Source organism: Curtobacterium sp. GC_Cur_3, from assembly GCF_026544205.1.
GTDB lineage: Bacteria > Actinomycetota > Actinomycetes > Actinomycetales > Microbacteriaceae > Curtobacterium.
The window spans coordinates 1-21,672 of sequence record NZ_JALNUI010000008.1 but is presented as its reverse complement, the minus strand read 5'-3'; the positions used below and the strand labels follow the sequence as shown (position 1 = coordinate 21,672).

Genomic DNA, 21,672 nt, shown 5'->3' with positions numbered 1-21,672 from the left:
TGGCGGAGGGGCCGCCCGGACGCGGATCGTCAGGGGTGTCCGGCACCATGGGGACCGCACCACCGCAGAGGAGCACGATGGCGATCGAACAGGGCCCACCGACGGCCGACAACCCGTGGCCGGTCGCGCTGCTCGGCGCGAAGCTCCGTGACTGGATCGACCGACTCGGCACCGCCTGGATCGAGGGTGAGATCACCCAGTGGAACGTCGCGGGTGGCAACGTCTACGGCAAGCTCAAGGACCTCGAGGTCGACGCCACGGTGTCCTTCTCGATCTGGTCGAGCGTCCGCTCCCGGGTGCCCGCCGACCTCAAGCAGGGGGCCAGGGTGGTCGCCGCGGTCAAGCCGAACTACTGGGTCAAGGGCGGCTCCCTGACGATGCAGGTCGTCGAGATGAAGCACGTCGGGCTCGGTGACCTGCTCGAACGGCTCGAACGGGTCCGCCGGACACTGGCCGAGGAAGGCCTGTTCGACGTCTCCCGCAAGCGCCGTCTGCCCTTCCTGCCGCACCGCATCGGCCTGATCACGGGCAAGGACTCCGACGCCGAGAAGGACGTCAAGCGGAACGCCCAGCTGCGGTGGCCGCACGTCGAGTTCCGGACCGTCCACACCGCGGTGCAGGGCGACCGCACCGTGGGCGAGGTCACCGCGGCGATCCAGGAGCTCGACGCCGACCCCGAGGTCGACGTCATCGTCATCGCCCGTGGCGGCGGCGACTTCCAGAACCTGCTCGGCTTCAGCGACGAGGGCCTCGTCCGTGCTGCAGCCGCGGCGACCACGCCGATCGTGTCCGCCATCGGCCACGAAGCCGACCGGCCGCTCCTCGACGAGGTCGCCGACCTCCGCGCGTCCACCCCGACCGACGCAGCCAAGCGCGTGGTCCCCGACGTCGCCGAGGAACTCGCGAACGTCCGTCAGGCCCGCGCCCGGATCGGACTCCGGCTCTCGCACACCCTGTCGGTCGAGGCCGACCGCATCGCTGCCCTCCGCTCGCGTCCGGCACTCGCGTCCACCGCCTGGCTCGTCGACACCCGTGCTGAGGAGGTGGCTCGGGACCTCTCCCGTGCGCGCGAGCTGCTCGACCGGCGCATCGAGCGGTCCCACGCCGACGTCGGACACCTCACCGGACGACTCCGGGCCCTCTCCCCGCGCGACACGCTGCGCCGCGGCTACGCCATCGTGCAGACGGGCGACGGCGCGGTCGTCCGGGCGGCAGCGGACCTCCACGGCACCGCAGACGTCCGTGTCACGCTCGGCGCCGGCACCGCGACCGGCACGCTGACCGCCGAGGGCCCCGGCCCGGACGGCGAGGGCTGAGCACCGTGACGACCCCGAACGACGTTCTCCACAGGCGCACCCCGCGCACGGTGGGGTCGGTGGACGCTCGGTAGGATCGAGACGTGTCAACCGAGGAGCAGTCCGCACCAGCCGAGCAGTCCGACGTCCGGTCCCTGACGTACGAGGCCGCCCGCGACGAACTCGTGCGCGTGGTCGGCGAACTCGAGCAGGGGTCCGCCACGCTCGAACGCTCGCTCACGCTCTGGGAACGCGGCGAGGCCCTCGCCGCCCGGTGTGAGGAATGGCTCGTCGGCGCGCGCGCACGACTCGACGCCGCCCGTGCCGCCTCCGAGTCCGGGGACGCCGACCGATGAGCGACCCGGACACCGGCCGCCCGATCGTCGCCGAGCTCGGCCGCCCCGAGACCGCCGAGGAGACCTGGCTCCGCAAGGACACCGCACGTCGCTCGCGCAAGGAGCACCAGACCGCGTTCAACCTCGTGCTCGCGCTCATCGCCTCGCTCGGCATCGTGCTCTTCCTCGTCGCCGTCGTCGCACGACCCGACAGCACCGTCGACCGCAACGTCGACTACCGCCAGGTCGCGGACCAGGCCGACGTCCCCGGCGTGACCCTGGCCGCACCGGTGCTGCCGAAGGGCTACTCGTCCAACCGCGCCGACTACACGGACAAGACCGCCGACGGGGTCGACGTCTGGACGGTCGGCTTCCTGACGCCCGACAAGCAGTACATCGGCATGCAGCAGGGCATCCGCGCGAACCCGACCTGGGTCGCGAACCAGCTCGAACAGCACCGCGCCACCGGCACCCGCTCGATCGGCGGCACGAAGTGGACCGTGTACGACCGCCGCGACGAAGGACAGGACGCCGGCAACCAGCTCTACTCGTTGGTCGGGACGTTCGGCACGGACACCGTCGTGCTGGCCGGCACCGCCGACGACGCCTCCTTCCGCGCGGTCGCTGGCGCCGTGGCGAAGCAACTCAGCTCGTAGCCCGACCACACCCGAGCCAGCCTGACCGGGACCAGCCCGACCCGAACCAGCCCGACCCGTACCAGCCCGACCCCCCGCAGCAGCACCGAGGAGCCGAACCCCATGACCGACCGCGCCGCGTCCACCCCAGCTGAGGCCCTCCGTCTGCTCGTCGAGGGCAACGCCAGGTTCGCCTCCGACAAGCGCCGCACCGGCCGCATCGACCCGCAGCGCCGCACGGAGCTCGAGGGCTCCCAGGCGCCCTTCGCGACGGTCCTCGGCTGCTCCGACTCCCGTGTCCCGTTCGAGCACGTGTTCGACGCGGGCATCGGCGACGTCTTCGCGATCCGCAACGCCGGACAGATCGTCGACGACGTCGTCCTCGGCTCCATCGAGTTCGCCGTCGTCGCCCTCGGGACACCGCTCGTCGTGGTCCTGCGGCACACGAAGTGCGGTGCCGTCGCCGCCGCCCGGTCCGGTGAACCCGTCCCGGCCCCGCACCTGCAGGCCCTCGTCGACGCCATCGCACCGAGCGTCGAGCGTGTCCGCGCCACCGACGCCGACATCCCGCAGGAAGCGATCGGAGCCGCCCACCTGGAGGCGACGCTGCGTGCCGTCCTCGAACGCTCAGGGGCGGTGTCCGACGCCATCGCCGAGGGTAGGTTGGCCGTGGTCGGTGCGACCTACGACCTGGCCACGGGCGAGGTCACGATCGACACCGTCGTGGGCGACGCCTGACCGGCAGGCCCACGGCACCGGCGTCCAGCGCCACGACCTCCCGGACGGCGAACCCGACCGGCAGCACCTCCCGGACGTGACCGCGTCCGGCAGCACCACCAGGAAGGACCACGACGACGTGACCGACACCACCGCGACGACCGACACCAGCGCGACCGACACGAGCGCGACGACGACCGACACCACCGGCGACTACCGGATCGAACACGACACGATGGGCGAGGTCCGCGTGCCGGCCTCGGCCCTCTACCGCGCACAGACCCAGCGTGCCGTCGAGAACTTCCCGATCTCCGGCACCGGCCTCGAGCCCGCGCAGATCATCGCCCTCGCACGGATCAAGCGTGCGGCGGCCATCGTGAACGGGCAGCTCGGGATCATCGACGGCAGCGTGGCCGACGCGATCCAGCAGGCCGCCGACACGATCATCGCCGGCGAGCACCACGACCAGTTCCCCGTGGACGTCTACCAGACCGGCAGCGGCACGTCGTCGAACATGAACATGAACGAGGTCCTCGCGACCCTCGCCTCCGACATCGCCGGCGACGCGGTCCACCCGAACGACCACGTCAACGCCTCGCAGTCCTCGAACGACGTCTTCCCGACCTCGGTCCACGTCGCCGTCACCGACGCGCTGATCCGGTCCCTGGTGCCGGCACTCGAGCACCTCGCCGAGTCGCTCGAGCGCAAGGCCGTCGAGTGGGCCGACGCGGTGAAGTCCGGGCGGACGCACCTGATGGACGCCACCCCGGTGACCCTCGGGCAGGAGTTCGGCGGGTACGCACGCCAGATCCGACTCGGCATCGAGCGCGTGAACGCCACGCTCCCCCGCGTCGCCGAGGTCCCGCTCGGCGGAACGGCCGTCGGCACGGGCATCAACACCCCCAAGGGCTTCCCGCAGCAGGTCATCGCACAGCTCGCCGAGGACACCGGCCTGCCGATCACCGAGGCCCTCGACCACTTCGAGGCCCAAGGCGCACGAGACGCCCTCGTCGAGGCCTCCGGCGCGCTCAAGGTGCTCGCGGTCAGCCTGACGAAGATCAACAACGACCTGCGCTGGATGGGCTCCGGTCCGAACACGGGGCTCGGCGAACTGCACATCCCCGACCTGCAGCCGGGGTCCTCGATCATGCCCGGCAAGGTCAACCCGGTGATCCCCGAGGCCACCCTGATGGTCGCGGCCCGGGTCATCGGCAACGACGCCACCGTCTCCTGGGCGGGTGCGTCCGGGGCCTTCGAGCTCAACGTCGCGATCCCCGTGATGGGCACCGCCCTGCTCGAGTCCATCCGGCTGCTGGCGAACAGCTCGCGGGTCCTCGCGGACAAGACGATCGACGGGCTGCAGGCCGACCTGGCACGCGCCCGCGCCTTCGCGGAGTCTTCGCCGTCCATCGTGACGCCGCTGAACCGGGCGATCGGCTACGAGGCCGCCGCCAAGGTCGCGAAGTACGCCGTCGCCGAGGGCGTCACCGTCCGCGAGGCCGTCGTGGCCCTCGGCCACGTCGAGCGGGGCGAGGTGACCGAGGCCCAGCTCGACGAGGCCCTCGACGTCCTCCGCATGACCCACCCGAACTGAGAGCCCGCGCACCCGCGCACCACGACGACGGACGGGAGGCCCGGTGCCAGCTGGCACCGGGCCTCCCGTCCGTCGATGTGACCGCCGCTACACCAGGTCCGGCGAGTCCAGCATCTCCGTCACCAGCGCGGCGATCGCCGAGCGCTCCGACCGGGTCAACGTGACGTGCGCGAACAGCGGGTGCCCCTTGAGCCGCTCGATCACCGACGCGACCCCGTCGTGCCGCCCGACCCGCAGGTTGTCGCGCTGGGCGACGTCGTGGGTCAGGACGACGCGCGAGTTCTGCCCGATGCGGGAGAGCATCGTCAGGAGCACGTTGCGTTCGAGGGACTGGGCCTCGTCGACGATCACGAACGCGTCGTGCAGGGACCGACCGCGGATGTGGGTGAGCGGGAGCACCTCGAGCATGCCGCGCTCGACGACCTCGTCCAGCACGTTGTCGGAGACCAGCGCGCCGAGGGTGTCGTAGACCGCCTGCGCCCACGGGTTCATCTTCTCGTTGGCGTCGCCGGGCAGGAAGCCGAGTTCCTGGCCACCGACGGCGTAGAGCGGGCGGAACACCATGATCTTCTTGTGCTGCTGCCGTTCGAGCACGGCCTCGAGCCCGGCGCAGAGGGCCAGGGCCGACTTGCCCGTGCCCGCGCTCCCGCCGAGGGAGACGATGCCGATCTCCGGGTCGAGCAGGGCGTCGATGGCCAGGCGCTGCTCGGCGGAACGGCCGCGCAGGCCGAAGACCTCGCGGTCCCCCCGGACCAGGGCGACGGCGCCGGGCGTGTGCACGCGGCCGAGAGCTGATCCGCGCTCGGAGTGGATGACGACGCCGGTGTTGACCGGGACGCCCTCGAGGGCGGCGGAGCTGATCTCCTCGTTCTCGTAGAGGTCGGTCATCTCGTTCCCCGAGACCTGCAGGTCGGTGATGCCGGTGTACCCGGAGTCGACGGCGAGCTCGGCGCGGTACTCCTGGGCGGCCAGCCCGACCGAGGCGGCCTTGACCCGGAGCGGGAGGTCCTTCGACACGACGACCACGTCGAGGCCGTCGTTCGCCAGGTTCATCGCGACGGCGAGGATCCGGGAGTCGTTGTCGCCGAGCTGCAGCCCGGACGGCAGCACCGACTGGTTCGAGTGGTTCAGCTCGACGCGGAGCGAGCCGCCGTCACCGACCGCGACGGGGAAGTCGAGCCGCTCGTGCTCGACCCGGAGCTCGTCGAGGATCCGGAGCGCCTGGCGGGCGAAGTAGCCGATCTCCGGGTCGTTGCGCTTCGACTCGAGCTCGCTGACGACCACGACGGGCAACACCACGGCGTGCTCGTCGAAGCGGAACAGGGCTCGCGGATCACTCAGCAGCACCGAGGTGTCCAGCACGTAGGTGCGCTGGGCGGTGCCGGTCGACCGATCGGCCGAAGCCGAGGTCGACACTGCTGACGAGGTTCCGCGGGAGACGTTCTGAGAGGTCACGACCACTCCATCCCCGGGCCGCGAGCGACCCGGTCCTTGTCCTCACGCGGCCACGGAACGGGTCTCGAAGCACCGACTGTGGCCGCTTCGATCGGGCGCGGTGCCCGATGGCGCTGACGCTACGTGGGGCGACCGACAGCGCGACACCCGACACGCGGATTCCTCGGTTACGGTCGCGTGAACAGCCCCTGGGTGCGCGCTCCGGACGTCAGAAGGACGTGGCGTAGGAGATGCAGGCGTCCCGGAACATGTCGAGCGTCTCGTCGGTGGTGGACGCGAACACCGAGACCCGCACGGTCCCGAGTCGGGCGCTCACCGTGACGCCGTGGTTGTGCAGCGCGGCCGACAGTGCGGTGAGGCGGCCCTCGGCGGGGCGCAGCACCACGATGCCCGCGCGCTCGGCGGGGTCGCGGCTGGACTCGACCTCGAGCCCGAACTCGTCGGCGATGTCGAAGACGCGCTCCACCCGGTCGGCGATGCGCTCCTGCACGGCGTCGACGCCGACGGCGGTGAGCCGCTCGAGCGACACGGCCATGCGGGCCTGCGCCACCGGGTCGATCCGGCTCATCGTGAACCCGGCGGCACCGGGACGCACGGACGGCACCTCGAGGGGCCACCCCGTCGTGCCGTGTGGGCCGGAGAGCGCGGGACGGAGTCGCTCGAGCGCCCGGTCGCTGAACGCCGTGAAGCCGGTGCCCCACCCGGCATGCAGCCACTTCTGGCCGCCGGTGGCGACGACGTCCGCGAGCTCGTAGGGGACGTCCACGGCGCCGAAGCCCTGGATCGCGTCGACGATGAGCAGCCGGTCGCCGATGACCTCGCGCAGGCCGGCGAGGTCGGTGCGGTAGCCGGTGCGCCAGTCCACCAGGGACACGGCCACGGCGGTGACCTCGTCCTGCGCGTCGGCGAGCCGGGACGCCACGAGCGACGGCGTGACCCAGCCGGCGCCGGACTCGATGACGACGGGGCGGACGCGTCCGCCGGTGGCCGACGCGGCGCTGGCGAGGGCGAGGGGCATCGACGGGTACTCGTCCGCAGCGACGAGGACTCCGCCGGTGATGCCGAAGGCGGTGTGCAGCAGGCCCGGGGTCGTGGCCGACTGGGACACGACCTGGTCCTCGCGGCGGCCGACCAGGCGGGCGGCGACCGCGCGGACGCGGGCGTCCTGCTCGTCGAGGGTCTCCATCGCACCGAACCGCATGTGCGCCTGGATGGTGCCGAGGACCCGCTGCTCCTCGAGCACGGCGGTCTGCACCGGGCCGAAGGCGGCGTGGTCGAGGTAGCCGGGCTCCTCGGCGAAGCCGGCGGCGTACTCGTCGATCGTGGTCACGGGGTGCACCTTTCACAGGAACAGAACCCTGAGAGACTACTGGGACGACCGGGCGGTCGCGAATGCACGCCTCGGCCTCAGCCGATCGACGCAGTGGTTCAGCCGCCGAACCGCCGTGACCGGAGCCCGAAGTCGCGGACCGCGCGCAGGAAGTCGACCTCGCGCAGGTCCGGGTAGAAGGCCTCGACGAAGTAGAACTCGCTGTGGGCGCTCTGCCACAGCATGAAGTCCGACAGCCGTTGCTCGCCCGAGGTCCGGATCATCAGGTCCGGGTCCGGCTGCCCCTGCGTGTACAGGTGGTCGCCGATGAGCTCGGGCGTCAGGACCTCGGCCAGGGTGTCGAGCGTGCCGCCGCCCTCACCGTGCGCCCGCACGATGCTGCGCATGGCGTCGGCGATCTCCCGCCGACCGCCGTACCCGACGGCGAGGTTGATGTGCAGCCCGGTGTGCCCGGCACTGCGCGCCGCGGCGTCCGCGAGCGTCGTGACGAGCCCGTCCGGCAGCCCGTCGTTCGACCCGACGTGCTGCACGCGCCACTGCTTGTGGTCGGCGAGCCGGTCGGCCAGGTCGGCGATGATGCTGATCAGCTGCTCGAGCTCGTCGCCCCCGCGGCCCTTGAGGTTGTCCGCGGACAGCAGGTAGAGCGTGACGACCTGCACGCCGAGGTCGTCACACCACGACAGGAACTCGGGGATCTTCGCGGCACCGGCGCGGTGGCCGTGCGCGGCGGTCTCGAGGCCGAGCTGCTTCGCCCAGCGGCGGTTCCCGTCGACGATCATGGCGACGTGCTTCGGCGTCGGCGCTCCGTCGATCTGCTTCCGGATGCGCTTCTGGTAGGCGCGGTAGAGGATCCCGCGTCCCGCCCATCCCAGCCTGCCCGTCACGCGACGAGCGTAGTGCACCCGTGCTCGGCGCCGACTCCCAGCCGGTGGTGTGGTGACCCGGCGATATCGTCGGAGCATGCACCAGGACAGGGACACCGGCACCCTCCCCCACGTCCCCTTCACGGAAGAGGCCGCCAGCGCGGCCGACGAACGACCGGCCTGGCGCGGCTGGATCCACCTCGGCACGTTCCCGTTCGCCCTGGCGATGGGGATCGTCCTCGTGACCCTCGCCGCGACCCCGGCGGCGAAGGCCAGCAGCGCCGTGTTCATGGGGACGTCGCTCGTCATGTTCGGCGTCTCCGCGACCTACCACCGCTTCCCCTGGGGCCCGGTCGTCAAGCGGGTCCTCAAGCGGATCGACCACACGAACATCTTCCTGCTCATCGCGGGGACGTACACGCCCGTCGCCGTCTGCGCCCTGCCGCACACGCTGATGGTCGTGGTGCTCTGGGTGATGTGGGGCGGAGCCCTGCTCGGCATCGCGTTCCGCGTCTTCTGGATCGGAGCACCGCGCTGGCTGTACGTGCCGCTCTACCTGGCGCTCGGCTGCGCGGCACTCGGGATCCTGCCGCAGCTCTTCGCCGCGAGCGTCCCGATGACCGTGCTCGTGCTGGCCGGTGGGCTCGCCTACGTCGTCGGCGCCGTGGTCTACGGGTTCAAGCGGCCGAACCCCTCGCCGACGCTCTTCGGCTTCCACGAGGTCTTCCACGCCCTCACCGTCGCGGCCTTCGCCGCGCAGTGGGCGGGCATCCTGCTGGTGGCGCTGCACCCGGTGCGCTGACGGCAGCGTCGGTCTTTCCCACATCGTTCGCGATGGGAAGTCGGAACGCGCGTTGCAAGTCGGAAGGTCGGGCCCGCTACGCGCGATTCGACTCGCTGCGCGCGGAAGCCCTCACCACGCGACCACGGCACGGACGGGAGGCTCGTGGCGGTGCTGCCCCGAGCCTCCTGTCCGACACGTGGTGGCGTCTAGCCGCGCTCGGTGTCGTCCCCGACGTCGGTGCGGCCGTCCTCGTCGGCGCGCCGCGCCGGCTCGTCCGTGAGCGGGCCGCCGTTCCGGGCCTCGGCCTCGAAGCGCTCACGGATCTCGGCGCGGTAGCGGGTCCGGCGGATGCGACGCGTCATGTCGATGAGCAGCAGGATCGTCACGACGGCGACGACCGCGATCGCGATGAAGCCGGCGACGCCCGGGGTCACGTCGACGTCGGGCACGGCCGAGGTCGGGCTGGGGCTCGGGGTGGCAGCGAGCACTGCTGCGATGGTGGTCACGCGGTGACGTCCTGTTCGGCTGGTATCCCCGCGAAGAGGTCGGACTCGGGCAGCTCGGTGGGCACTCGTGCCTCGATGAGCTGGTAGTCCTCGGTCGGCCACACCGTCGCGAGGAGGTCGTTCGGCCAGTAGAAGAAGGGACTGTTCGGCGGCACCTGGCTGGCGTGGGCCCGCAGGGCGGCGTCGCGGGCGTCGAAGTACTCGTGCACGTCGACGTGGCTCGTCGCCAGGTCGGGCCGGTCCGCGAACCGCTCCACCCACTCGCCGAGCTGCTCGACGAGAGGGCTGTCGGGCTCGCGTTCCTTCATGGCTTCGTAGAACGCGGTGAAGCGGCGCGGGTTCATGGTGCGCTCGTAGTAGAGCTTCGCGACCGACCACGGCTCGCCCGCGTCGGGGTACTTCGCCGGGTCGGCGGCGTCGCGCCAGGCGGCCATCGAGACCTCGTGCGTGCGGATGTGGTCCGGGTGCGGGTAGCCGCCGTTCTCGTCGTACGTGACGAGCACGTGCGGACGGAAGCGACGGATGACCCGGACGAGCGCCTCGGTCGAGTACTCCAGCGGCACGGTGGCGAAGGTGCCGGGGCGCACGGTCTCGCCCTTCTCGGCGTCGGGAAGACCGGAGTCGTGGTAGCCGAGCCAGACGTGCTCGATGCCGAGCGCTGCCTGCGCCGCGGCCATCTCCCCGCGGCGGAAGCCCGCCATGTCGCGGTGCGCGCGGCTCATCGCGGGTGCGGGCAGGTCCTCGTTGAGGATGTCGCCAGCCTCTCCGCCGGTGCAGGAGACGACGAGGACCTCGTTGCCCTCCGCCACGTACTTCGCGGAGGTCGCAGCCCCCTTGCTCGACTCGTCATCGGGATGGGCGTGGACGGCCATCAGACGATGTGGCACGGGTGGGTCCTCACGGGTCGGGTCGGGGTCGGAGGTGGCGCACGGCAAGCGTGAACTACCCTGGGATCAGGATAATCACCCCGGGAGCCCCGAACTGTCCGAACAGCTGAACCCGAGCACCACGGCCACCCTCGACGACCGCTACGGCCGCACCGCCGGCCGGTCGCGCCGCACCAGGACGATCGCGATCGCCGCTGCGGCCGCCATCGTCGTCGTGTTCGGCGCGTGGGTGATCTGGGCGGGTCCCGGGCAGACCTCGCACGGGCTCGACTCCGACGACGTCGGCTACCAGATCCTCTCCACGCACAAGGCCGTCGTGCACTCGCAGGTGTCGGTCGACCCCGGGACCGCCGCGGAGTGCACGGTCCAGGTGCTCGACAAGTCGTACACGATCGTCGGCTGGAAGACCGTGACGCTCCCCCCGACGACGACGCGTTCGCGGACGATCACGACCGACGTCAACACGACGACACGCGGCGTGACCGGCTTGATCCACACCTGCTGGGTTCCCTAGACTGCCCTGATTCGCCTGACGAGACCGACCGCTCCGGTCGGTCTCGTTCTTCATGGTCGAAGGGACTGACGACATGAGCAACGACACGCAGGCCACCTGGCTCACGCAAGAGGCACACGACCGCCTCAAGGGCGAGCTCGAGGAGCTGAGCGGCGAGGGCCGTGCCGAGATCGCGCGCCGCATCGAGGCCGCTCGTGAAGAGGGCGACCTCAAGGAGAACGGCGGCTACCACGCCGCGAAGGACGAGCAGGGCAAGATCGAGGCCCGCATCCGCACCCTGACGAACCTGCTGAAGACCGCCACCGTGACGGAGGCCGTCTTCGACGGCACCGTCGAACCGGGCACCGTCGTCACCGCCACGATCGCCGGCGACCCGTCGACCTTCCTGGTCGGCAGCCGCGAGATCGTCGCCGAGGGCTCGGACCTCACCGTCTACAGCCCCGTCAGCCCGGTCGGTGCGGCCATCGTCGGCCTGCGCGCCGGCGACTCCGCCACCTACACGGCGCCGAACGGCAAGGAGATCGCCGTCGAGGTGACGAAGGTCGAGCGCTACGAGCCGTAGGGCTCGCCTCGGGCCGTCGGCCCGGACACGTTCCAGACGGGAGGCCCGCGGCGGGATCGCCACGGGCCTCCCGTCATGTCCGGGGTCGGCCCGGGGACACGGCGACGCTCAGGGGGTCTGCAGCAGCTGTTCCGGGCGGAAGCCCGCCTCGTGGAGCCGCTGGATGACCTCTTCGGCGTGCTCGGGGCCGCGGGCCTCGATCGACAGGTCGAGGGCGACCTCGCTGATGACGAGCCCCTGGCCGTGGCGGGTGTGGAGGACCTCGACCACGTTCGCGCCGGCGTCGGAGATGACCTGGGCCACGCGGGCGAGCTGCCCCGGACGGTCGGGCAGCATGATGCGGATGCCGATGTAGCGCGACGCGGCGACGAGGCCGCGCGTGATGATGCGCTCCATCATGAGCGGGTCGATGTTGCCGCCGCTGAGCAGCACCACCGTCCGCCCGGTGTCGCGCACGGAACCGGCCATGATCGCCGCGACGCCGACCGCGCCGGCGGCCTCGACCACGAGCTTGGCGCGCTCGAGGAGCACCAGGAGCGCGCGGGCGACGTCGTCGTCGGACACGGTGACGATCTCGTCGACCAGGTCACGGATGATCGGGAAGTTCATGTCGCCGGGGCGGGCGACCGCGATGCCGTCGGCGATCGTCGGGGTCGTGGTGATCGTGACGGGCTCGCCGGCGTCGAGGGAGTCCGGGTAGGCGGCGGCGTTCTCGGCCTGCACCCCGATGACCCGGATCGTCCGGCCGAGGCGCTCCGCGAGGCCCTTGACCGCGATCGCGATGCCGGAGATGACCCCGCCGCCACCGATCGGCACGACGACGGTGTCGACGTCGGGGACCTGGTCGACGATCTCGAGACCCACGGTGCCCTGGCCGGCGATCACCGCGGGGTGGTCGAACGGCGGGATGAAGACGGCGCCGGTGTGGGCCGCGAAGTCCTTCGCGGCGGACAGGGCCTCCTCGACGGAGTGACCGCGGAGCACGACCTCGGCGCCGTAGTGGCGCGTGGCCTGCAGCTTCGGCAGGGCGACGCCGACCGGGGTGAAGATCGTCGCAGGGATGCCGAGCTCCCGGGCGGCCAGCGCGACGCCCTGGGCGTGGTTGCCGGCGCTCGCGGCGACGACGCCCGCTGCCCGCTGCTCCTCGGTCAGTGCGGAGAGCCGGTTGTAGGCACCGCGGAGCTTGTACGCCCCGGTGCGCTGCAGGTTCTCGCACTTCAGGTGCACCGGGGACCCGAGGACCTCGGCGAGGAACTGCGAGGTCTCCATCGGCGTGACCCGGGCGACCCCCGCGATCGTCTCGCGCGCCTTCTCGATGTCGTCCAGGGTGGGGATCGTCGGGGCAGTGGTGTCGGTCACGGTCCCATCATCGTCGGTCGGGAGCCCGATGCCGAACCCGTGACGCTAGTTCGTGCTGGCGGTTCCCTCGGCCGCCGCCGGGGCCTTGTCGCTGCCGGGCGCCGGGACGTCGTCCCCGACCTTGTGCCGGCGACGGCGCATCAGCTGGAGCTGCCCGTGCTGGCCGCGCTTCGGGGTGGCCTCGAGCACGTGGTCGGAGTCGAGCCGACGCCAGCGACCGCTCGCGATCGTCGTGACCATGGCGTTCAGGGTGGCGATGAGCGGGACGGCGAAGAACGCGCCGGCGATGCCCGCGAGGCCCGAGGCCGCGGTGACGCCGAGCACGACCGCGAGCGGGTGCACCTTGACGGCGTTGCCCATCACGAGCGGCTGCAGGATGTGGCCCTCGATCTGCTGCACGAGGAGCACGACGGCGAGGACGAGCACCGCGGCGACCGGCCCGTTGAAGATCAGGGCGACGAAGATCGCCAGGAACCCGGTGACGATCGCGCCGACGACGGGGATGAACGCCCCGAGGAACACGAACGCGGCGATCGGGATCACGAGCGGCAGGCCGCCGAAGAACAGCCCGACGATGAACGCACCACCGCCGATGCCGACCGCGTCGACGAAGGCGACGAAGATCTGCACGCGGATGAAGCTGGTGAGGGTGATCCACCCGGCGACCCCGGCGCCGTCGACCGCGGCACGGGCCTTGCGCGGGAAGAGCCGGACGGTCCAGCGCCAGACGTTCTTGCCGTCGATGAGCAGGAAGATCGTCGTGAACAGGATGATGAACAGCGCCTCGAACGCGTGCGTGGCGCTCGACCCGGCGCTCGCGACCCCGGACAGGATCGACGCGGAGTTGTCCTGCAGCCACTTCGTGCCGTCGTTGAGCCAGCCGTTGACGTCGCCCTGCGTGATGCCCAGGCCGGAGTTCAGGACGAGGTCCTTGATGTTCGCGTACTGGTCCACCGTGCGGTCGCGGAGGGACGGGTACGACGCGACGATCTGGTCGACGACGAGCCAGATGAGCGCCCCGACTGCGGCGATGCCACCGAGCAGGCTCATCACGATGGCGAGCCACTTCGGCACGTGGTGCCGCTGCAGCCAGTTCGAGATCGGGACGAGGAGCGCCGAGATCACGATGCCGACGAGGAACGGGATGAGGATCTCGCTGAAGATCGTCATCAGCCAGATGAAGAGCGCGATCACCCCGACGACGACGAGGACGCGCCACGACCAGGCACCCGCGATGCGGACGCCCGTCGGCACCGCGTCCTCGACCACGGGGTCGGGGTGCGTCCTCGGCGTCACGACCACGGGTGCGGGTACGGGTACGGGTGCGTCACGGTTCTTCTTGCCCCAAGCCATGCCGCCGATCCTATCCGCGGGCTGACTAGCGGGTTCCAGATACGACATGTGGGTACCGGCAGGTCTCGTCGGCGGTCCTCAGTAGGGTCGGTCGCATGGTCCGCTCCACGCTCTCCGCCGCCGAGGCCCGCCGCGTCGGCCTGGCGGCGCAGGGCTTCGGACGCACCAGGACCGACCCCGCGACGACCCGGTCCCTGACCGCGACGATCGGGCGTCTCGGCCTGCTGCAGATCGACTCCGTCAACGTCTTCGACCGCAGCCACTACCTGCCGCTGTTCGCACGGCTCGGGGCCTACGACCGCACGGCACTCGACCGCCTGACGTTCACGAAGCGGGGGCCGTACGTCGAGTACTGGGCGCACGAGGCCGCCTTCGTCCCGCGCGACGACCTGCGGCTGTTCCGCTGGAAGATGGACGCGATGCGCGAGCGCGACGCCGGTCCCACCCGCGCGGCCTGGGTCGAGGCCACGGCCTCGGTCCGGCAGGAACTCCAGGCCCTGCTCGCCGCCGAGGGCCCGATGCCCGCCAGCGCCGTGGAGCACGAGGCGAACGTCCGCCGGGGCCCGTGGTGGGGCTGGAGCGACGTCAAGACCGGGCTCGAGCAGATGTTCCGCTGGGGCGACGTCGTCAGCGCCGGTCGCGCCGGGTTCGAGCGCGTGTACGCCCTGCCGGACCAGGTGCTCCCGACCGGGTTCCTCGACGACGCCCCCGCGCGCCCCGACGCGATCCGCGAGCTCGTCGCACGGGCCAGCCGGGCGATCGGGGTCGGTACCCGGGCGGACATCGCCGACTACTACCGCCTGCGGTCGGACGACACCGCGGCCGCGATCGCCGACCTGCAGGACGCCGGCGTGCTCCTGCCCGTGCGGGTCGAGGGCTGGCGGGACCGCGCCTGGCTGCACGCCGAGGCCCGGGTGCCCCGCACGATGACGGCCGACGCCGTGCTGAGCCCGTTCGACCCCGTCGTGTGGTTCCGGCGCCGGGCCGAGCGGATGTACGACTTCCACTACCGGATCGAGATCTACACGCCCGCGCCGAAGCGGGTGTTCGGGTACTACGTCCTGCCGGTGCTGCAGGACGACGCCCTCGTGGGCCGGGTCGACCTCAAGAGCGACCGGCAGCGCGGGGTGCTGCGGGTGCGGACCGCCTGGGACCAGGACACGGCACGCATCGACGCCGAGCGCCTCGCCGTGACCCTGCACGCCGCGGCGGCGTGGCAGGGGCTCGACGGCGTCGAGGTCACCGACCGCGGCACGGCGGCGGCGCGGGTCGCGGGGGCGCTCGGTGTCCCCCTCGTCCCGCACGAAGCGGCCGACGACGCCGACGCCGCAGCGGTCTCCCCGGACGGCGACGCTCCCGCTGCCGGTGCCGCTCCCTAGAAGTGGTCCTGGATCCCGCGCAGCCGGGCGATGCGGTCCGGCAGCGGCGGGTGCGTCGAGAACAGCCGGTCCATCACGCCGGGTCGCATCGGGTCGGCGATCCACAGGTGGGCCATGGAGGAGTTCTGTGTCTGCGTCGGGCGGCCGTACGCGCCGAGCTTCTCGAGCGCTCTGGCGAGTCCTTCCGGGTGCCGGGTGGTCAGCGCGCCGGTGGCGTCCGCCAGGTACTCGCGCTGCCGGGACACCGCGGCCTGCACGCCCATCGCCGCGATCGGCGCCACGACCACCGCGGCGAGACCGGCGACGAGCAGGATCGGGTTCGCACCACCACCACCACCGCCGTTGTCGTTGTTCCGGTTCCGCCCGCCGGACAGGCCGCTGAAGACCGAGATGCGCAGGAGCACGTCGGCGATCAGCCCGACGGCGACCACGAGCCCGAACACCATCGTCGACACCCGGATGTCGAGGTTGCGGACGTGGCCGAGCTCGTGCGCCATCACGCCCTGGAGCTCCTGGTCGTCCATCAGCTCGAGCAGCCCGGTCGTCGCCGCGACCACGGCGTGATCGGGGTCGCGGCCGGTGGCGAAGGCGTTCGGGGCCGGGTCCCGGATGACGTACACGCGCGGCATCGGCAGGCCCGTTGCGATGGCGAGGTTCTCCACGGTGCGCCAGAGCCGGGGCTCCGTGGTGCGGTCGATCTCGATGCCGCCGGCGATCGCCGTGGCCTGGCGTGCGGCGGTGAAGTACTGCAGGAGCGCGTACCCGAGGGCCACGACCAGCACGACGAACCCGATCGAGACGTTGCCGGCGAGGTACCCGCCGAGGAACCCGAGCGCCCCGATGATGACGAGGAACACCAGGACGATCAGGACGGTGTTGCGCTTGTTGCGCGCGATGGCGCTGTACATGCGAGGGGGTCGTGCCGCCGGGTCAGAACTGGACGCGCGGCGGTTCGGCGATCGCCGCGGGTTCGGTCGTCTCGAAGAAGGAGGCCTCCGTGAAGCCGCGGCTCTTGGCGAAGGACGAGTTCGGGAAGACCTTGATCTTCGTGTTGAGCTCGCGGACGCCGCCGTTGTAGAAGCGCCTGGCCGACTGGATCTTGTCTTCGGTGTCGACGAGTTCGGTCTGCAGCTGGAGGAAGTTCTGGCTCGACTGGAGCTGCGGGTACCCCTCGGCGACGGCGAACACGCTCTTGAGGGCCTTCTGCATGTGCCCCTCGGCCGCGGAGGCCTGGTCGGCGTCACCCGCGCTGAGCGTCTCGGCCCTGGCCTTGGTCACGTCGTCGAACACGGCCTTCTCGTGCGTCGCGTACCCCTTGACCGTGCTGACGATCGTGGGGATGAGGTCGGCGCGGCGCTTGAGCTGCACGGAGATGTCGCTCCAGGCCTCGTCCACGCGGACCTTCATGGTGACCAGGGAGTTGTACGTGACCCAGAGGTAGATCCCGACGACCACGAGGAGCACGACCACGACGCCGACGACGATCAGGGTCGTGATGAGACCGGTGTCCATGCGGGAGTGCTCCTTGTCGCGTCGGGTTGTGCGCGGCCAGGCCGGTGTCACCTGCGCACCGGACGGACCAGCGTCGATTCTAACGACGGCACGCGCGCGGTCCTCGCCCGCTCCGCGGTTCACGGAGGATTCCCGCGTGCCGCACACCCCACGTTCGGCGGAGCCCGTGGTCTGGAGTGCATCGCGGCCGGGAATCGCGGTTCCTCCGCGAGGTGGATTGACCGATCGGCCTGCGTCGCGTGGGATGGGGGGACATGAACACGCGCGGGGACCACGTGGACACCAGGGCCGTCGGGGGCGACGGCCCGTCCCGTCGTGCCCGGACGGCGGTGACCGGCATCGCCGCCGCCGTGCTCGCCGGCGCGCTCCTGGTGCTCGGTGTCGCGCCGGCCGTGGCAGTGGCAGGCACCCCCGACACGGACACGCGGACCACCAGCACGGCCACCAGCCCGGGCACGACGGGCACCGACACGCGCCCGGACGCCGCGGACACGGACAGCACGGACCCGGGCACCACCCCGGACCCGGACGCCCTGTCCGCACAGCGCCCCACCGCCTCGCCGTCCCCGGAACCCGCGCGTCCCGGCGCACCGACGTCACCCCCGCCGACCGGGCTCCCGCCGACCGACCCGACGATCGCCGACCCCGGCGACGTCACCAGCGCCACCGGTGCGTTCCGCGGCACGGCGACGCCCGGCCACGGCGTCCGGGTGATGGACCCCCGCGTCGCCAGCGCCTCCGTCTGCACCGCCACGACCGACGCCCGCGGCGCCTGGTCGTGCTCGGGTGCCGTCCGCAGCGGCGCACAGCAGGTGTTCACCGTCCAGGACACGACGGACCCCACGCGGCACACGGCGGACGCCCCCGCCGCGGACGTCGTCGTCCCGCCGGTCATCACCAGCCGCGGGACGACCACGGGCTCGGTCTCCGGCAGCGGCGACGCGGGGATGACCGTCACGGTGACCGTGTCCGGCTCGCGGGCGGAGCGCACGGCGACGGTCGGGTCCGACGGACGGTGGGTGGTCTCGTGGGCGATCGGGGCTGCCCCGCGCCCGAGCGGCACCGTCTCGATGACGGCGACCCAGACCGCGAGCACCGCGGCCGGCTACCTGTCCGACCTCCGGAGTGCCACGTCACAGCCGGTGTCGGTGACGTTCGACCGCACGCCGCCGGCTCCTCCCCGCATCACCTCCCCGGTCGCCGACGCCCGGGTGGTCGTGCAGCCGCTCACGGTGCGCGGGACCGGCGAGGCCGGCGCGCAGCTCACCGTCTACGTCGACCGCGTCGCCGTGTGCGGGACGACCGTCGGCGCGGACCGCTCGTGGTCCTGCTCGACGGCGGGCTCCCGGTTCACGGCCGGTCGGCACCTCGTCTCGGCGCTGCAGCACGACGCCGCCGGCAACCACTCGGCACCCTCGGCGTCCGTCCGGGTGGTGCTGGCCGCTGCCGGCGCGAGCGTCCCCGGGTCCACGCCGACGGGGACGACCGGCACGGGCGACGGACCGACGTCCGGCACGTCGGGGCAGCCCGGACACGGTTCTGCGAACGGCGGCACGACGGGCAGCCCGGGCACCGGCGGGCACGACAGTGACCCCGGGCACCACGGCGGCTCCGGCGGCACCGGGAACGGGAGCACCGCCGGCGGCACCACCGGCACCGGCAACGGCGCCACCACCGGCAGCGGCGGCAGCAGCACCGGCGGCACCACCGGCACGAGCGGCGGCACCGGCACGGGCGGCGGCACGGGTCTCGGCACCGGCCGCGGCCCCGACTGGTCCGGCCCCGCCGGCGACTGGACGACCGCCACCTCCTTCGACCACGCGGTCCCGACCATCCAGTCGTCGGCCTCGTGGCGCACCCTCGCGGTCGCCGCTGCCGTCGCCGCCGGCTTCCTGCTGCTCGTCGCCGGCCCCGCTCGCCTCGTCGCCCGGACGCTCCGAGGCCGCGTGTCACTCCGCCTCGCCTCCGTCACCGGCCGCAACCGACCCCGCACCGAGCGCACCCGCGGTGACGACGCCTTGCCCGCCTGGGCCTCGATCGGCATTGCCGTGGTGCTGGCCGGCGTCCTGACCCTGCTCGCGGTCGGCGTCTCCCTCGAGGCCCGCTACGTCCGCCTCGCCATCGCCGTCCTGCTCGGCACCGCGGTGCTCACGGCCGCCGTGGTCCTCTCCACCCGGTGGGCGGCCGGCGCCGACCGACACACGATCGGCTGGCGCGTCTCGCCCTGGCTCGTCCTGGCGGCACTCGTCGCCTGCGGTGTCACCCGCGCAGCCGACCTCTCCCCCGCCCTCGTCATCGGCGTGCTCCTGGTGCCGGTGGGCCACCCGGACGCCGACACGGGAGCGATGCGCCTCGGCGCCGGCCTCGCCGCGTGCGCCCGCAGTGCGACCTGGCGGTCCGCCGGTCTGCTCGTCCTCGCCGCGGTCGGCTGGGTGCTCCACAGCCTCACTCACGGCACGGGGTTCTGGACGGCGCTGGTGTCCGAGTTCGCCATCACGCTGTGCGTCGGCGGTCTCGGGGCCCTCGTCGCCACGCTCCTCCCCGTCGCGGGCTCCGCGGGGAGCGCTCTGTGGGCACACTCCCGAGCTCGGTACGCCGCCGTCGCCGGGCTCGGCGTCGCCCTCGCCGCAGCGGTCTACTCCGGCTCCGCCGGCACCCACGTCCCGCCCGTCGCCCTGGCCGTCGTGGCCTGCGCGAGCGTGGCCGTGGCTGCGGGCACGTGGCTCTGGGTCCGCGTGCTGGAACCCGACCTGGGCGGCTGAGCCGAGCCTCCGGACCGGGTCAGGGACGGACAGGAGGCCCGGCACCGGTCCACGAGACCGGCACTGTCCGCGGGTGCCCGGCCTGCAGGGCGGCGCGCGCGCCGACGTCCCACCCGCCGATTACGCTGGTCTGGGTGCGTCCGGCGCGCCGCATGAGCCCAGGGAGCGACGATGACCGAGACCCGATCCGACTACGACTCGACCCGCTTCCGCGAGGTCTTCGAGGGCAGTTACACCTACGCCAACGGGTTCCAGCGGAACACCCACCGCTTCGCGACCCGGCCGGCCCTGCGCGATCCGGACACGGACCGGTCGTGGACGTACGCGGAGCTCGGCGACGCGGTGGACCGGATCGGCGGCTGGCTCGTCCGGCACGGCGCCGTCCGCGGCTCCGTCGTCATGGTCGAGCTGTTCAACTCCCCCGAGTTCGCGATGCTGTACCTGGCGTGCCACCGCATCGGCGCCGTGTTCTCCCCCACCAACTTCCGGCTGGCCCCGGACGAGGTCGCCTTCATCGTCGACGACTCCGCGCCCGTCGTGCTGGTCCACGACGCCGTGCGGAACGACGACCTCGTCGCCGCGCTGGAGACCGCCTCGCACCGACCCGACCACGTCGTCACGGTCGGCGGAGAGCACGACGGCTTCGCCGAGCTGCTCGCCGCCGACCCGGTCACCGCGTCGGAGCTCGCGGACACCGAGCCACGCAGCACGTACGACGAGACGACCCGGCTGTACACGTCGGGGACGACCGGCCGGCCGAAGCCCGTGCCGCTGCCGAGCCTGGTCGAGGTGCTCAGCGCGCACGACGTGATCATGCACTTCCCGCTCAGCCCGTTCGACAAGACGCTGAACATGTCGCCGCTCTTCCACCGTGGCGGGCTGTACTCGGGCGGGCCGAACCCGGTGTTCTACGTCGGGGCCGAGCTCACCACGCTCCGGCACTTCGACGCCGACCGGGTCCTCGACCTGGTCGAGTCCGAGCAGCTGACCTTCCTCATCGGTGCGCCGCCGAACCTCGTGCAGCTCGCGAACGCCCAGGAGCGCCGCCCGCGGGACTTGTCCTCGCTGCACGGCATCGTGACGATGGGCGCCCCGCTCGACCGGGCCGCCGCACTCCGCTACCAGGAGCTGCTCTCCCCGCGGATCTTCAACGGGTACGGCACCACCGAGACCTTCTGGAACACGTTCCTGCGCCCCGAGGACTTCCCCGACGGCGCGGGATCGACCGGCCGCGCGTCGACGGACGACGACGTCGCCGTGGTGCGGGTCTACGCCGACAAGCTCGCCGACCCGACGGACACCGTGCCGCAGGACGGCAGCGAGATCGGCGAGTTCGCGGTCCGCACCGTGAAGTCCGGCTACTCGTACCGGAACCCGGGGCTCGAGGCCGAGAAGTTCGCGAACGGCTGGTTCTACCCGGGCGACCTGGCGACGTGGGACGAGCACGAGCGCGTGACGATCGTCGGCCGCAAGGACGACATGGTCATCTCGGGCGGCGAGAACGTGCACCCGGTGCAGGTCGAGGCCGTGCTGCAGGAGCACCCGGGCGTCGCCGACTCGATCGTCACCGCGGTCCCGGACGAGCGCTGGGGCGAGGTCGTCGTCGCGTACGTCATCCGGGCGGAGCGGGGCCTGCCGGACGACGACGTCGCCGCGGCGGCCGCGTTGGAGGACTGGACCGGCTCGCACCCGGGCCTCGCCCGCTTCAAGCGGCCGCGGCGCTACCGGTTCGTCACGGAACTGCCCTACAACGCGACGGGCAAGAAGGTGCACTACCTGGCGAAGGCGTCCGCGCTCGAGGACCAGGCGGCCGGGCGCTTCATCGAGGCG

At 72.2% G+C, this 21,672-nt stretch carries 20 protein-coding genes; 11 read left to right on the top strand and 9 right to left on the bottom strand.

Translation table 11 applies throughout. The features are described from left to right. The first annotated feature begins 77 nt into the window (after positions 1–77). The 5 genes from xseA (at position 78) to OXR63_RS05675 (ending at position 4,576) form a co-directional block, all read left to right on the top strand. Positions 78–1,316 (top strand): exodeoxyribonuclease VII large subunit, encoded by a 1,239-nt coding sequence (gene xseA / locus OXR63_RS05695; RefSeq protein ID WP_267420693.1) that lies wholly within the window; start codon positions 78–80, stop codon positions 1,314–1,316. Positions 1,317–1,399: 83 nt separating this feature from the next. After that, positions 1,400–1,651: an exodeoxyribonuclease VII small subunit gene (locus OXR63_RS05690; RefSeq protein WP_267420692.1), complete on the top strand. Its 252-nt coding sequence runs from the start codon at positions 1,400–1,402 to the stop codon at positions 1,649–1,651. Then, entirely contained in the window at positions 1,648–2,286 is a 639-nt protein-coding gene (locus OXR63_RS05685) for a DUF4245 domain-containing protein (protein WP_267420691.1), read from the top strand. The genes OXR63_RS05690 and OXR63_RS05685 overlap by 4 nt, the downstream gene beginning before the upstream one ends. 102 nt (positions 2,287–2,388) lie before the next feature. Further along, on the top strand, positions 2,389–3,003 hold the full coding sequence (locus OXR63_RS05680; RefSeq protein ID WP_267420690.1) for a carbonic anhydrase: 615 nt from the start codon (positions 2,389–2,391) through the stop codon (positions 3,001–3,003). 118 nt (positions 3,004–3,121) lie between these two features. Continuing rightward, positions 3,122–4,576, top strand: a complete 1,455-nt coding sequence (locus tag OXR63_RS05675) for a class II fumarate hydratase (RefSeq protein ID WP_308202123.1) — start codon at positions 3,122–3,124, stop codon at positions 4,574–4,576. 87 nt (positions 4,577–4,663) lie between these two features. Here OXR63_RS05675 and OXR63_RS05670 read toward each other — a convergent pair whose 3' ends face one another. From OXR63_RS05670 to OXR63_RS05660, 3 genes are all read right to left on the bottom strand, one after another. Then, positions 4,664–5,992, bottom strand: coding sequence for a PhoH family protein (locus tag OXR63_RS05670; protein WP_267420970.1), 1,329 nt, complete (start codon positions 5,990–5,992; stop codon positions 4,664–4,666). Positions 5,993–6,239: 247 nt separating this feature from the next. Continuing rightward, on the bottom strand, positions 6,240–7,361 hold the full coding sequence (locus OXR63_RS05665; protein WP_267420689.1) for an aminotransferase class V-fold PLP-dependent enzyme: 1,122 nt from the start codon (positions 7,359–7,361) through the stop codon (positions 6,240–6,242). Positions 7,362–7,459: 98 nt separating this feature from the next. Next, positions 7,460–8,245: an isoprenyl transferase gene (locus OXR63_RS05660; protein ID WP_267420687.1), complete on the bottom strand. Its 786-nt coding sequence runs from the start codon at positions 8,243–8,245 to the stop codon at positions 7,460–7,462. Positions 8,246–8,321: 76 nt separating this feature from the next. Here OXR63_RS05660 and trhA point away from each other — a divergent pair, with 76 nt between their 5' ends. Then, positions 8,322–9,026, top strand: a complete 705-nt coding sequence (trhA, locus tag OXR63_RS05655) for a PAQR family membrane homeostasis protein TrhA (protein WP_267420685.1) — start codon at positions 8,322–8,324, stop codon at positions 9,024–9,026. A gap of 188 nt (positions 9,027–9,214) precedes the next feature. On the opposite strand, the gene OXR63_RS05650 is transcribed toward trhA, so the two are convergent. Together OXR63_RS05650 and mca are read right to left on the bottom strand one after the other, a co-directional pair. Continuing rightward, on the bottom strand, positions 9,215–9,514 hold the full coding sequence (locus OXR63_RS05650) for a hypothetical protein (RefSeq protein WP_267420684.1): 300 nt from the start codon (positions 9,512–9,514) through the stop codon (positions 9,215–9,217). Beyond that, positions 9,511–10,401 (bottom strand): mycothiol conjugate amidase Mca, encoded by an 891-nt coding sequence (gene mca / locus OXR63_RS05645; protein WP_267420682.1) that lies wholly within the window; start codon positions 10,399–10,401, stop codon positions 9,511–9,513. Before mca ends, OXR63_RS05650 begins: the two co-directional genes overlap by 4 nt. Before the next feature lie 34 nt (positions 10,402–10,435). Between mca and OXR63_RS05640 the strand changes: the two genes are divergently transcribed. Continuing rightward, positions 10,436–10,915, top strand: a complete 480-nt coding sequence (locus tag OXR63_RS05640) for a DUF4307 domain-containing protein (RefSeq protein ID WP_267420680.1) — start codon at positions 10,436–10,438, stop codon at positions 10,913–10,915. Positions 10,916–10,988: 73 nt separating this feature from the next. Then, on the top strand, positions 10,989–11,477 hold the full coding sequence (greA, locus tag OXR63_RS05635) for a transcription elongation factor GreA (protein WP_267420678.1): 489 nt from the start codon (positions 10,989–10,991) through the stop codon (positions 11,475–11,477). A 108-nt stretch (positions 11,478–11,585) separates the two neighbouring features. Here greA and ilvA read toward each other — a convergent pair whose 3' ends face one another. Both ilvA and OXR63_RS05625 read right to left on the bottom strand, forming a co-directional pair. After that, positions 11,586–12,836 carry a threonine ammonia-lyase gene (gene ilvA, locus OXR63_RS05630; RefSeq protein ID WP_267420676.1) on the bottom strand — a complete coding sequence of 417 codons (1,251 nt, stop codon included), beginning with the start codon at positions 12,834–12,836 and terminating at the stop codon, positions 11,586–11,588. 45 nt (positions 12,837–12,881) lie between these two features. Then, positions 12,882–14,189: an AI-2E family transporter gene (locus tag OXR63_RS05625; protein WP_267420675.1), complete on the bottom strand. Its 1,308-nt coding sequence runs from the start codon at positions 14,187–14,189 to the stop codon at positions 12,882–12,884. Positions 14,190–14,284: 95 nt separating this feature from the next. On the opposite strand from OXR63_RS05625, the gene OXR63_RS05620 reads away from it, so the two are divergent. Next, positions 14,285–15,568: a winged helix-turn-helix domain-containing protein gene (locus OXR63_RS05620; RefSeq protein ID WP_267420674.1), complete on the top strand. Its 1,284-nt coding sequence runs from the start codon at positions 14,285–14,287 to the stop codon at positions 15,566–15,568. On the opposite strand, the gene OXR63_RS05615 is transcribed toward OXR63_RS05620, so the two are convergent. Beyond that, positions 15,565–16,476: a M48 family metalloprotease gene (locus tag OXR63_RS05615; RefSeq protein ID WP_267420672.1), complete on the bottom strand. Its 912-nt coding sequence runs from the start codon at positions 16,474–16,476 to the stop codon at positions 15,565–15,567. The genes OXR63_RS05620 and OXR63_RS05615 overlap by 4 nt on opposite strands. A gap of 22 nt (positions 16,477–16,498) precedes the next feature. Further along, complete coding sequence (locus tag OXR63_RS05610; protein WP_194629562.1) at positions 16,499–17,080, bottom strand: LemA family protein; 582 nt, start codon at positions 17,078–17,080, stop codon at positions 16,499–16,501. A gap of 254 nt (positions 17,081–17,334) precedes the next feature. Between OXR63_RS05610 and OXR63_RS05605 the strand changes: the two genes are divergently transcribed. After that, positions 17,335–19,842 (top strand): hypothetical protein, encoded by a 2,508-nt coding sequence (locus OXR63_RS05605; RefSeq protein ID WP_267420668.1) that lies wholly within the window; start codon positions 17,335–17,337, stop codon positions 19,840–19,842. Between the two features lie 171 nt (positions 19,843–20,013). Beyond that, positions 20,014–21,672, top strand: a 1,659-nt coding sequence (locus tag OXR63_RS05600) for a class I adenylate-forming enzyme family protein (protein WP_267420667.1), incomplete at its 3' end; no start/stop codon positions are given.